Origin of the sequence: Burkholderia seminalis (assembly GCF_001718535.1) — a bacterium.
In the GTDB taxonomy this organism is placed as follows: domain Bacteria; phylum Pseudomonadota; class Gammaproteobacteria; order Burkholderiales; family Burkholderiaceae; genus Burkholderia; species Burkholderia seminalis.
Map to the genome: position 1 here is coordinate 419,810 of NZ_CP013399.1, position 12,994 is coordinate 432,803.

At 61.2% G+C, this 12,994-nt stretch carries 10 protein-coding genes; 6 read left to right on the forward strand and 4 right to left on the reverse strand.

All coding sequences use genetic code 11. The features are described 5' to 3' along the window. Window position 1 precedes the first annotated feature (1 nt). The 3 genes from WJ12_RS17730 to WJ12_RS17740 all read left to right on the forward strand — a co-directional run bounded on the left by WJ12_RS17730 (window position 2) and on the right by WJ12_RS17740 (window position 5,343). Entirely contained in the window at window positions 2-3,199 is a 3,198-nt protein-coding gene (locus WJ12_RS17730; protein ID WP_059562138.1) for an efflux RND transporter permease subunit, read from the forward strand. Next, window positions 3,196-4,623 carry an efflux transporter outer membrane subunit gene (locus WJ12_RS17735; RefSeq protein WP_059562142.1) on the forward strand — a complete coding sequence of 476 codons (1,428 nt, stop codon included), beginning with the start codon at window positions 3,196-3,198 and terminating at the stop codon, window positions 4,621-4,623. Before WJ12_RS17730 ends, WJ12_RS17735 begins: the two co-directional genes overlap by 4 nt. 315 nt (window positions 4,624-4,938) lie before the next feature. Continuing rightward, window positions 4,939-5,343, forward strand: a complete 405-nt coding sequence (locus WJ12_RS17740) for a hypothetical protein (protein WP_049036671.1) — start codon at window positions 4,939-4,941, stop codon at window positions 5,341-5,343. Window positions 5,344-5,687: 344 nt separating this feature from the next. Here the strand turns inward: WJ12_RS17740 and WJ12_RS17745 are convergent, their stop codons facing one another. The 4 genes from WJ12_RS17745 to WJ12_RS17765 form a co-directional block, all read right to left on the reverse strand. Next, window positions 5,688-6,575 carry a hypothetical protein gene (locus WJ12_RS17745; protein WP_156810498.1) on the reverse strand — a complete coding sequence of 296 codons (888 nt, stop codon included), beginning with the start codon at window positions 6,573-6,575 and terminating at the stop codon, window positions 5,688-5,690. A 98-nt stretch (window positions 6,576-6,673) separates the two neighbouring features. Next, complete coding sequence (locus WJ12_RS17750) at window positions 6,674-7,408, reverse strand: immunity protein Imm33 domain-containing protein (protein WP_059562147.1); 735 nt, start codon at window positions 7,406-7,408, stop codon at window positions 6,674-6,676. 468 nt (window positions 7,409-7,876) lie between these two features. Continuing rightward, entirely contained in the window at window positions 7,877-8,878 is a 1,002-nt protein-coding gene (locus WJ12_RS36770; protein WP_226104038.1) for a hypothetical protein, read from the reverse strand. Window positions 8,879-9,220: 342 nt separating this feature from the next. Beyond that, a complete protein-coding gene (locus tag WJ12_RS17765; protein ID WP_034190431.1) occupies window positions 9,221-9,727 on the reverse strand; it encodes a winged helix-turn-helix transcriptional regulator in 507 nt (168 codons plus the stop codon). Window positions 9,728-9,955: 228 nt separating this feature from the next. Here WJ12_RS17765 and WJ12_RS17770 point away from each other — a divergent pair, with 228 nt between their 5' ends. From WJ12_RS17770 to WJ12_RS17780, 3 genes are all read left to right on the forward strand, one after another. After that, entirely contained in the window at window positions 9,956-11,050 is a 1,095-nt protein-coding gene (locus WJ12_RS17770; RefSeq protein WP_034190430.1) for an NmrA family NAD(P)-binding protein, read from the forward strand. Between the two features lie 72 nt (window positions 11,051-11,122). After that, window positions 11,123-11,752, forward strand: a complete 630-nt coding sequence (locus tag WJ12_RS17775) for a hypothetical protein (RefSeq protein WP_051701043.1) — start codon at window positions 11,123-11,125, stop codon at window positions 11,750-11,752. Window positions 11,753-11,795: 43 nt separating this feature from the next. Further along, window positions 11,796-12,977, forward strand: a complete 1,182-nt coding sequence (locus tag WJ12_RS17780; RefSeq protein ID WP_034190477.1) for an alpha/beta fold hydrolase — start codon at window positions 11,796-11,798, stop codon at window positions 12,975-12,977. Window positions 12,978-12,994 lie beyond the last annotated feature (17 nt).

The following is a 12,994-nucleotide window of genomic DNA, read 5'->3' on the forward strand; positions in this document are numbered from 1 at the left end:
CATGGCAGAGTTCTTCATCAAGCGTCCCATTCTCGCGTGGGTCATGGCCATCGTCATCATGCTGGTGGGTGCGGCGGCGGTCACGAGTCTTCCCGTCGCGCAGTACCCCACCATCGCGCCGCCCTCGGTGCAGGTGACGGCCACCTACCCCGGCGCCTCCGCCGACACCGTCGCCGCAACCGTGACCCAGGTGATCGAGCAGAAGTTGAGCGGCATCGACAACGTGCTGTACATGTCGTCCACGAGCAGTTCCGCCGGGCAGGCCACCATCACGCTGACGTTCAATCCCGGCACGAATCCCGACATCGCGCAGGTGCAGGTTCAAAACAAGGTGACGCAGGCCACGCCGACCTTGCCCGAAACGGTGCAGGAGCAAGGCGTGCAGGTGGCGAAGGCGTCGACGAGCTTCCTCATGATCGTCGCGCTCTCGTCGCCGGGCCGCACCTGGAATTCGGTGGATCTCGGCAACATCATCGCGACCCGGATCGAAGATCCGCTCGCGCAGTTGAACGGCGTGGGCGACGTGACGCTGTTCGGCGCGCAGCACGCCATGCGCATCTGGCTCAACCCGGTGAAGCTCCACAGCTTCGGACTCACGCCCTCCGACGTGACCACGGCTATCACGAACCAGAACGTCGAGCTTTCCACGGGACAGGTAGGCGGCTCGCCGGCAACGGACTCGCAGGCCATCAACGCAACCATCCGCTCGTCGAGTCTGCTTACGACCGCCGACCAGTTCGCCAACATCCTGCTGCGTGTGAACAGCGACGGCTCGCGCGTGCTGCTGAAGGACGTGGCGCGCGTGGAGGTGGGCGGCGACAGCTACGACACCTCGTCGCGTCTGAACGGCAAACCGGCATCCGCACTCGCCATCAAGCTCGCCACCGGCGCCAACGCGCTGGACGCAGCCAACGCGGTGCGCGCGAAGCTCGCCGAAATCCAGCTGCAATTGCCGCAGGACGTAGCGATCAGTTACCCGTACGACACCACGCCGTTCGTGCGCATCTCGATCGAAGAGGTCGTGAAGACGCTGCTCGAAGCAGTCGTACTGGTTTTCCTCGTGATGTACCTGTTCCTGCAGAACGTACGCGCCACGCTGATTCCGACCATCGTGGTGCCCGTTGCGCTGCTCGGCACGTTCGGCGTGATGTCGATGATCGGTTTTTCGATCAACGTGCTCTCGATGTTCGCGATGGTGCTCGCCATCGGCCTGCTCGTGGACGACGCCATCGTGGTGGTGGAAAACGTCGAGCGCATCATGAGCGAGGAGAAACTCGGCCCGAAGGAAGCCACGCACAAGGCAATGGGGCAGATTACCGGCGCGCTGGTCGGCGTGACCACCGTGCTCACCGCCGTCTTCATTCCAATGGCGTTCTTCGCGGGCTCCACGGGCGCGATCTACCGGCAGTTCTCCATCACCATCGTCTCGGCGATGCTGCTGTCGGTCATGCTTGCGCTCACGCTCACGCCGGCGCTGTGCGCCACGCTGCTCAAGCGCGCCGACGTGGAGCACCACGAAAAGCGCGGCTTCTTCGGCTGGTTCAACCGGTGGTTCGCGAGGAGCAATGCGGGCTACAGTTCCTCGCTCGCACGCGTGGTCGCGCGGCCCGCGCGTTACATGCTCCTCTACGGCGTGATCGCCGGCGTCGTGGCGCTGCTCTACGTCACGCTGCCCTCCTCGTTCCTGCCTGACGAAGACCAGGGCTACTTCATCGTGTCGATCAGCGCGCCCGCGGGCACGCCGGCCTCGCGCACGCTGAAGACGGTGGAGACGGTGGAACAGTACGTGCTGAAAGACGAGCCGGGCGTCAAGCAGGTCATCGCCATCAACGGCTTCAGCTTCAACGGTCAAGGGCAGAACAACGCCATCGCGTTCGTAACGCTCAAGGACTGGAGCCTGCGCGGTTCGCGCGACAGCGCGTCGGCCATCATCGCGCGCGCCAACCAGCATTTCGCCGGCAATCGCGACGCGCGCATCTTCGTGCTGAATCCGCCCGCCATTCAGGAACTGGGTACGCAAAGCGGCCTCGACTTCGAGATCGAAGACCGCGGCGGCGCAGGACACGACAAGCTGCTCGCGGTGCGCAACCAGTTTCTCGGCATGGCGTCGAAGGAACCGACGCTTGCCATGGTGCGCCCGTCCGGTCTCGAAGACACGCCGCAGTTGCAGGTGGACATCGACCGCGAAAAAGCCAACGCGCTGGGGCTTTCCATCTCCGACGTCAACGACACGCTGCAGACCGCGTTCGGTTCGTCCTACGTGAACAACTACATCGACACGGGGCGCGTGCAGAAAGTCTACGTGCAGTCGGACGCGCCGTATCGCATGATGCCTGCCGACCTTGGCGACTGGTATGTGAAGGCAAGCAGCAGTTCGTCGGGTTCGTCATCCTTATCGTCTTCGAGCACCGCCACGAGCACGACAGGCTACGACTCGACGATGGTGCCCTTCTCGTCGTTCGCCAAGAGTCACTGGACGTTCGGGCCGCCGCAGATCGAGCGCTACAACCGGCAGCTCGCCACGGGCATTTCGGCTGCCACGCGGCCCGGCGTGAGCACCGGCGAGGCCATGAACGCGGTCGAGCAGCTCGCGCACAAACTGCCGCCCGGCTTCGCTCTGGAATGGACCGGACAGTCCTACCAGGAGAAGCAGGCCGGCTCCCAGGCCACGACGCTCTATGCGATCTCGCTCGTCGTCGTGTTCCTGTGCCTCGCGGGACTCTACGAAAGCTGGTCGATTCCGCTCGCGGTGCTGCTCGTCGTGCCGCTCGGCGTGCTGGGCGCGTTACTTGCCGCTCACGGGCGCGGACTTTCGAACGACATCTACTTCAAGGTGGGGCTGCTGGCCACCATCGGGCTTTCCACGAAGAACGCCATTTTGATCGTCGAGTTCGCGAAGGATCTGCAAGCGCAGGGGCACCGCCTCGTGGACGCCGTACTCGAAGCCGCCCACATGCGGCTGCGCCCCATTCTCATGACTTCGCTCGCGTTCGTGTTCGGCGTCCTGCCGCTCGTCATCAGTACGGGTGCCGGCGCCGGCGCACGCCATGCCATCGGCACGGGTGTGACGGGGGGCATGATCGCGGCCACGGTGCTTGCGATCTTCTTCGTACCGGTCTTCTTCGTCGTGGTGCGCAGACTGTTCAAGGAACACGGTCACGCCACGGACTCCGCCGACATCAACGAGGGCAACGCATGAAACGCACACTGATCGCCCTTCTTTGCGCGGTCGCACTGGCAGGCTGCACGCTCGACCCGACGTACCGGCGCCCGGCCGCGCCCGTCGACAGTGCCTGGTCCACCGTCCCCGTGCCGACGCAACCGAAAGCGGCACAGCCCACCGCTGAGGCACCGCTGGGTGCCGACCTCGGCTGGCGCGACTTCTTCAGAGACCCGCGCCTGCAAAAGCTGATCGAAGTCGCACTCGCGAACAACCGCGACATGCGAGTGGCCGCGCTCAACGTGGCGCAGTACGAAGCGCAGTACCGCATCGCGCGCGCCAACATCGGGCCCGCCATCAGCGCATCCGGCTCGGTCACGCGCGAACGCGTGGAAGGCTCCACGAGCTCATCCAGTTCGAGCAGTGCGAACGTGGGGCTCACGTCGTGGGAAATCGACTTCTTCGGCCGCCTGCGCAGCCTCAAGCGCCAGGCGCTGGAGCAATACCTCGCCACGGACGCGGCGCGCACGAGCACGCAGCTCAGCCTGATCGCGACGGTCGCTACCGACTATCTGCAGTTGCTCTCCGACGAAGCTACGCTGCAGGTCACGCAGAACACCGTGGATGCGGACCAGCACACCTACGACCTCACGGTGCGCATGATGAAGATCGGCAGCGCGTCGCTGCAGGACGTGCGCCAGGCCGAAAACTCGCTGGCCAGCGCGCGCTCGAGCCTGGCCTCGTACACGCGTGCGGTGGCGCAGGACCGCAACAACCTGGTGGCCGAAATCGGCGCGCCGCTGCCCACCGATCTGCCGCAAAGCGGTGCGCTGATGGAAAGCGAGAACATGTTCGCGGACATCGGCGAAGGCGTGCCGTCGGATCTGCTCACGCGCCGCCCCGATATCGTCGAAGCCGAGCACACGCTGAAGGCCGCCAACGCCAACATCGGCGCGGCGCGCGCCGCGTTCTTTCCGAAGATCGAGCTGACGGCTTCCGCGGGCACCACGAGCAGCAGCCTCTCGAACCTCTTCAAGGCGGGCACGGGTGCGTGGACATTTGCGCCGTCCATTTCGGTGCCCATCTTCGACTTCGGCTACAACCGCGCCACGCTCGACGTAGCGAAGGTCGAGAAGGATATCGACATCGCCAACTATGAAAAGGCCATCCAGACGGCGTTCAAGGAAGTGTCGAATGCACTCGCGGGACGCACGACGTACGTCACGCAGGTGGCTGCGGACCGCGACTACGTGAACGCCGCGCAGCAGTACTACGACCTCGCGCAGGCACGCTACCGCAGCGGCACCGACAGCTTCCTGACCTTGCTCGACGCGCAGCGCACGCTCTACACTGCGCAACAGCAACTGATCACGGACATGCTCGCCAAGCAGTCGAACCTCATCACGCTGTACAAGGTGGTGGGCGGCGGCTGGTCGGAGACGAGCGCGATGGCGCAACGATAATCATACGAACGGTCGATGGGTCGTTTGCTTCGACAATGACCCATCCGATTCGCCCGCACGCCTCGATCCTGCCTCGATTCCACGGCCCGTTTACCGGGCCGGTCTCGGCAGCCGGCCGCCGAGCGGGTGATCGGGCATCGTTGATTTTCACGGGGCATCGCTGCATGTCGAACGGATAGGTGTACGGATTCCTAGTGTGCGATCAGACCGCCTCGATCTGGCATGACGAGAGACACGATTCAGTCACGAGCGAGCAAATTGGAAAACAAGAGACGATCAATGCGACGAGTCGGTCGATCGCACCTAACGAGAAAAATGTTTCTGCCGTTGCCAACGGAAAAGATCCATGCGCTGTCATTGGAGAACCACCTCGCCCTGGCCACCGTGCGGGGTGGGCGCGGGGACCTCGACCAGGTCATTTGCCTGGTTCGCGTGGTGTACCTCGCGTTCTATCTGCGGGATGCGACCTCGACTGGCACGGACCTTGATCTGTACCGGCGCGCGGAAGCAGCGCTCAATGCATGCGTCACGCGTGTGGATCGAGGGGAGCGCTGCCTGCTGCTCGATCACGAACTGGCGATCGTCGAGCAGATCCTCGTCATCCATGACGAACAGTTGGCCGCCATCCCGTGGCATCGCTACCTGGACGCTTGGGAGCGACTGCGATACTACATCGCGAACGGAAAATGCTCGCCAATCGCAGCCGCAGCGAGCATGTGACCCCATCGACCGAGAGGGAATTGTCTGCATTTGAACGAGTATGGACCGATAGCGCCGAGCTTGAGAACACAGTCACACTGTAGTGATCAAGCTCCCTATCTCGCTGGCGCATTTACTCAGTGTCAGGACTGGCACGCGACCGCGAATGACGGTTTTGGGGCAACGCGAAGGACTCTTTGCGACCCGAGCGGTCAGCCACTTTGCTCCAAGCCGGTCGCTCAATCTAGGCATGTATTTGATCCGAGCACATCCCAATCCGGCACTGCCGCGGTCAGGATTCGAAGCCGAAAAGCAGACTCCCGAAAACTATCGGCTGATGTCACTTCCGTACGTCGGGTGTTGTGTCATGCCGAGTCTCGCTCCCACGCGTCACAATCCTGAACCGAACAACTTTGGCAGTCCGGTTGTTTGCCGCAAACAGGCTTTGGGCGCCACCCGTGCTCCTCCCTCGCTCGGTCCTGCGCGTACCACATAACCAAGCGATCGACTTGGCGAGAGCTGAGCTCAGAGACACCTGGGAACATCACACCGTTGCGCGATGGCGGTGGCGCCAGCGCACTCGAAGAGAAGAGTGCACAAGCGTCCTGCCATGCTCTCACGAACGGAAGCGTGAGCGCTGGGCGGAGATCATCCGTAGCGCCGTCAGGAAAGTATCGTTTCCATTGGCCACCTAGCCTGCTGACGAACCGACAAATATGCCGATCCGGTTTTACCACTCCCCATCCCAGGTCCATCAGGATATGAAGCGCCGCCTTGTCTGCGACACCTGTAAAGGTATAGAGGACCGTGAACGGATCTACGATATCGTCGAGTGACCAATTCTTCTTCGGTTGAAGAACCGTCGCGAGCCGATCCGTTCCATAGGTGGAAATCTCTTTCGCCCGCATGAAGAGTTCGTCGACGCGCCTGCGCATCCCGAATTCATTTCCGCCGACAACGGCGAGCTGCTCAATGTCGGCAACCGTCTGTCTACCACTGACGGCATCTTCTATCGTGAATGGCAGCGCTCGGAGCGCGTCAATGCGCCGAGTTATGCCGGCTTGGCCCATTCCCATCGAATACATCGGCAAGTAGAGGACAGCGTCGACAGCAGTGAAATTGTTTACCACGCTGTCCAGTCGCCGCTTAAGTTCTGCAGGATTCGGCGTCCTCTGGCAGAGATTCTGGTAGACGGCGTTAATCTGATCGGGTGTCATAGTGATGAGGTCGTAATTGTCCTTGTGATTTTCCAACCGCAAGGCGGCCGTTGGCGAAGGTCGGCTCTTGGCCGACTGCAACCCAACGGGCTTGGCTGTAGCCGACCCCAAGCGGGCATAGCACTTCTAAGCGGTCACTCGGGGAAAGATTGGGTGCCGCACTGTTTCAACGCTTCAAGATACGAGCCTGGTACCGGTTGAATTTCGCCGTCGGGTCCGGTCACGTGTATCTGCAGACCATCGAGGAGAATCTGTAGGCCAGGCGGCAAGGCAAAGAATTTGATCAGGTCGGGCCTGTCGACGCCCAATTGATAAAGCGAGATCCTGAGGATCGATGAACCGCCTTCATCGCGCGGATCTGTTAGCGACCATCCGGAGTCCGCTCCGTGAGCGGGATTGCGCGTCAGAAGCAGGTGACTGGCGCGCTTGTATTCGGCGTGTACAACCGCACTCTGCTGCAGCGACGGGAAGTCTGACCCTAGAGGGGGTACGATACTCTCCACCATGTCTTTCTGATTGCGCAAGTACTTCAATGTGTTGTCGACCGAGTCGATGAACTTGATTGGGATTGCCTTCATATCAGGTTCGGTGACGCGCAGAAGGCCGTCCGCTGTGGCCTCTAGCTTCGTCAGCATCCACCCGATCTGTACAGTCTCACCGGCATGAAAGCGCTCGCCGTCCGCGACTTTTCGCTCAAAGTAGCCTAATAGCCAACTGATGTCCGGTGCGGGAATCGCTCGATTAAAGACCCGAATCTCGAATTCTGGATGGTCAACCAGCTTGCAATCGATAGTTCTATGAATAGATCCGGTTGGCTGCCGCTCCGTTTGCGTCGATCCGGGTGAGCGAAACAGTGAGCGAAAACGCATAGTTCGTATTCTCGGGTGACGAGCGATTGTCGACGATCCGGTCCGCGATGTGCATCGACCGGTTGAATCCGCTGCCGTCACTGGCCGAATCGGCCCAGACAGCCAAAGATACTTATCAGTACGACGACAGTGAGAAGCACCCCGACCAGCGCGTAAGCGGAGAAAAACTTGATAGGCGACTCGGCTTTGTATATGGTCCCGCCACCACGAGTACCGACTTCGTCTTCCGTAAAATAACTCGAAAGCGTTGCCACCAAGCCGGCCGTCGACGCGAACAATGTTCCGATCCTCCCAAAGTGGGCGGTATCGGTTAGATCTGTCACGCATCCCCCCATGAGACCATGGCTAGCGCGAGCAGAATCCACACGGCCGTTCTCATAAATGGTCCTGTTCCGTTGCCTCAAATATATGCAATTGTCGACGATCCAAGCAATACGGTCGAAGGTCTCTTTGTGGCCGGCCTCGTCCTTACGAAGAAGGTTCGAGGCAATCACTTCGACGGATCAAGACCCTTACCGCGCGCATGAGGTGATGGTTTATCGTCGGAATCAATGTTGCCGGAATCTCATAAGGGCCAGCGGTCCGAAAATCGGCTGCGTGCAAAATGTGAGCCCGCCCACTGTTGAACTGAACGAACGCCTCGATCGTTGGATCGTCCCGCATAGCCGCTTTCATTTCATCTTCCCCGAACCAGGGTGACGAATAGAGGGTGAACGTCTGTCCATCGAATGGCGGTAGCGCTCGGAAACCCGCGTGAACGAGCCAGTCGAATTGCGCCCGATTCACCTTAACGATACTAGACGCGCCGTAAAGACTGCTACCGCTGCGCGCGAGATAGTCGATCCACCAGTCGTTTTGCCATGGCTCGTAACCAAGCAACGCACCCTCCAGTCGCTCCATGTTTTCGCAGCCGTCGCCTTGTCGGTTGAGATTCTGGCGGAAAAACTCCAGAGCCGGGATGCGCCACTCCTCGCCTTTGAGCGTATATAGGACTTGCCCGATTCGACGTGCTGGACGGCCTTGACGCACCGGTGCGTCAACGATGATTTCCTGCGAATGCAAGACACCTTGAGCCACATACTCGTCAAAGCGAGCCTTCAGTTCGACCGACGGCCGGCATTCGCTGTCGAAATCGATGAACCCGAATGGTTTACGCCCTTGCACCATCAAAGCCAGTTCGTAACCGGTATGGACGAGGTACGGTACGGGAACACGGGCTTCTACATACTTCGTGAGGATGGTTTCGCGTGAACTGTGTTCAAAGTCGATCGCGAAGAATTCGCAAACGTCGGCGACCTGTATCGGCGACAGAAGATACCAATCGTCAAGCGCGGCATCCTCCGGGGCGTCCGGGTCGACCAGCTGCCGCAGCGCCGCAACATCGTCGATTTCGAATCGGATCTGAAGGCACGGGTACCGAAGATCAGGATCGATCGCCGACAGAATGAACGAGTTTCTCCGATCTCTCATGGCAGCTTCCCGTGCGTCAGTTTAAAGACTTCGATTCAATACGCGCGAAGATTGTCGACGATCTACTGGCCTACACGCAATCAGAAACGATCTGGACTTCGGCGCCAGATTTACCTTTCAACGTCCGCCCTTGGCCGAACGCGGCCGGCCGCCGCCCCGAGACGCGCGCCGAGCGCAGATCGCCCCTCAGTTGCCATTCGAACCCGCGCATTCGTAAAGGCCAGTTCCCAGGGTGCAGCTCCTTTGAGCCGGCTAGTCTCGAACCGGCGCGGGCTCGGTGCACTTACGCACCGACCCACCAACGGAGCCGGCGTGTATCGCGAGAGATCGGGTTGGTCTTCATCATGCCCGCTGGCGGCGGCGCGCACCTTGCGCCAAGCGCCAACGCAGCAAATCGTCCGCCCCGGGGCCTTCCTCGATGATCAGATCAGCGGTGCCGACCTCCTCGCCCGTGTTTTGATCGATAAAGCCCAACCGTATCTCGGCGCCGGTCTTCCGGTTCACGAACTTCATCGGCGGCGCCGACGCTCCGGAAACCCCCAGGCTATCTCCTATCTCGGCGAGCACCGGCATGACTCGAGCGATCTGCCAACCTTTCCGGGTCAACAGATATTCAAAGCGATCCGGGTTGACCTGATAGCGCTTGCGCTCGACGAGGCCGTTGGCCTCCAGATGCTTGAGCCGATCGCTGAGTGTCGCATTGGTGATGCCCGACGACTGGCGAAACTCGTCATATCGGCTGAGGCCAAGGACGAGATCGCGCAGGATCAGCAAAGCCCATCGGTCGCCGATCACCGCCATCGCTCCGGCGATCGGGCACACCATTCCATCGAAACCCTTCGAGCGCATGCGCTGTATCCCAAATAGTCCGACGATCGTCGTCGGGTAAGTCTCATTATAAGAGTAACAACGCCTCGACAGAACGATCCCGCGGGCACCACGGCCTCGCCCTGCTTCCGGGAACCGAAAAGCACTTGTCGGGCAGGTCAGTAACTCTCATAATAAGAGTTACTGACCTGCCCCGGATTGGAAGACGCCGGTCCGGATGCCCGTTCAATCAAACTCGAGGAAACGAACATGACTTCCCACGCCACTTCCAGGATTTTCGTCGTGGGCGGCACCGGCGCGCAGGGGCTGCCCGTCGTCGGCGCGCTCGTCGCCGACGGCAAGTATTCCGTCCGGGCCTTGAGTCGGGACCCCGATTCCCGGCGGGCCAAGGCGTTGCTTGCACTCGGCAACGTATCGATCCTGAAAGGCACATTCGCCGATGAAGCCATCCTGCGAGAAGGTTTCCGCGGCTGCGACGGGGCATACATCAATCTCGACGGATTCAACACCGGAGAGAAAACGGAGATCTATTGGGCGATCCGTTGCTACGAAATCGCGCTCGAGGAAGGCATCCAGTTCTTCGTGTACGGCAACCTCGACTACGCACTCAAGAAAGCCGGCTACGACTCCCGTTTCCGCGCGGGCCACTATGACGGCAAAGGCCGCATCGGCGAATGGATCCTGTTCCAGAACCAGACGAACCGGGACCGTATGGGCGCCGCCGTGTTCACCACGGGGCCGTACATGGAGATGGCGATCTCGGCGATGACGCCGATGACGCCGTTCGTGGAGGACGGCGTGGTGACCTGGCGCGTGCCGCTCGGCAACGGCGCGGTGCCGCATGTCGCGTTGGACGATTGCGGCTATTACGCACGCTGGCTGTTCGACCATCCGGAGCGCGCGAACGGCATGGACCTCGAAGTCGCGATCGAGCAGGTCGAGTACCAGAAACTGGCCGAGGCGTTCGAGCGGGTGACCGGGCATCCGGCGCGCTATATCGACACGGATCTGGACACCTACTGGAACGGCCCGCTCAAGATGGCCGCGAGCCGGCCCGCTGGATACAACGCGGATCCGAGTGACAAGAGCACGATGAGCTTCCGCGACAACTTCACCGGGTTCTGGAACATCTGGAAGCACGGTGTGATCCGGCGTGATTACGAGCTGCTCGATGAAATCCATCCGAATCGAATCAGGACGGTCGAACAGTGGCTACGCCGTGAAGACGAACGCGGCCGGCAGCAAGGGATAGGCAGCCTCTGGGAGCGCGTACAGCCGGAAAACCTGTTCAAGTCGACACCGCTTCTGAAGCTGTCCGAAGACGGCGGAAAGGGCGCGCTGTAACGCTTGGACAATGCGTCCGGATCTTGGCCTGAAAGCAAGCTCAAAAATTAGGTTAACTAATGGAAAGTTAAAATGGATCAGCCAATTGAAACACAAAAGAGCCGCGGAACGCGCGTCCTGCTGGGCGTACTGCTCGTCTGGGGGCTGGCCGTTGCCGTCGCCGCCGAATTCGGCATCTTCCGTGCCGTCTACCCGCTGTGGCTCGCAGGGCTGATCGCGTTGGGCATCGTGGCACCGGTCGTCGTATACGCACTGTCCGGAAGGTTTCGCGCCTACATCGAGACCATTGGGCTGCGAACGCTGACGGCATTCCATATCTGGCGCATCGCGGCCGCGCTGGTCTTCTTCTGGTACGGAGCCCACGACCTCTTGCCGGAAGCCTTCGTGCGAAATGCAGGATGGGGCGACTTCATCGCCGGATGGCTGGCCCTCGGCGTCACGCTGCTGCCGAAGACGCGCAACCGATATCTGGCGTTCCATCTGTTCGGGTTTGCCGATTTTGTCGTCGCGGTCGGTACCGGGCTGACCTGCTTCCTGCTCAACGATCCACGCATGTCCGGCATCCAGACGCTGCCGATGGCATTGATCCCGTTTTACGGCGTGGGTATTTCCGGGGCGAGCCACATCATGGCGTTCGACCTGCTGCGTCGCCAGCCCGTCGTGCCGGACTCCGCGGTAAAGCATGCCAATCCAACGGCTTGAGCCGGACCAGGGCGCACACGCCCTCTTCAACCAGGAAATCATCATGAAGTCTCGTCTTACCCGTGCCGCAGCCGGCACGCTGCTTGGCTTGTTGCTGTCAAGCTCCCTGTTCGCGGGTACCGCAGCGGCCCAGTCCAACGCGCCGGCCGCTGCTTCCGCCAACGGAGCCACGCCTTGGGACCAGCGCGTGAATCCGGCGGCTGTCCAAAGCGATGCCTGGTTCGACAACTACAGGTTCCGGGACGGCGAGACGCTGGCCCGGCTAAAGCTTCACTACGCGACGCTCGGCACGCCACATCGCGATGCACAGGGGGCCATCGACAACGCCGTCCTGGTCCTGCACTGGACCGGTGCGGACAGCCGCACGCTGCTGAGCCCGACTTACACGAAGGCGCTGTTCGACGCGGGGCGTCCGCTCGACGCGCGGCGCTACTATCTGATCTTTCCCGACAACGTGGGCCATGGGCAGTCGAGCAAACCCAGTGACGGACTGAAGGCGAAATTTCCGAACTATGATTACGGCGACATCGTCGATCTTCAGCACAAGCTGGTCACCGAAACCCTGGGCATCGGGCATCTGCATGCGATTCTCGGCATGTCGATGGGTGGCATGAACGCGTGGCAATGGGCGGAGACCTATCCCGGCATGATGGACGGCGTGATGCCGGTGGTCTCGCTGCCGATTTCGGTCTCAGGTCGCAATCTGCTGTGGCGACGCATGGTGATCGACGACATCCGCTCCGATCCGGACTGGAAGAGCGGCGACTACACGGAAACGCCACGCGGCTGGGTCGATGGTTTCAGGGTGCTGCGGATGATGATCGACAGTGCGCCCGCACTGCAGCAGGAAATTCCGGATGGCGTGGCAGCGGACAAGTTTCTCGCGGCCACCCGCTTCCAGGCGGAGCACGTCGACCCGAACGACATCCTGTATTCGCTGAAGTCGTCATTCAGCTACGATCCCGAGCCAGCGCTCTCGAGGATCAAGGCCAGGCTCTTCGCCCTGAATTTTTCCGACGACGAGTTCAATCCCGACACGCTACAAGTCCTCGAGAGACTCGTCCCGACGCTTCCGCAGGGCCGGTACGTGGTGCAACAGGGCACGTCATCGTCGCCCGGCCATTTCACCATGACGCGTCCCGACCTCTGGGCGCAACACGTGGGTGAATTCATGCAGTGGCTCGGTGACATGCCTTTGCAACCGGGCAGTACGAAGCCCGGTTGATAGCCGATTCATCCAGG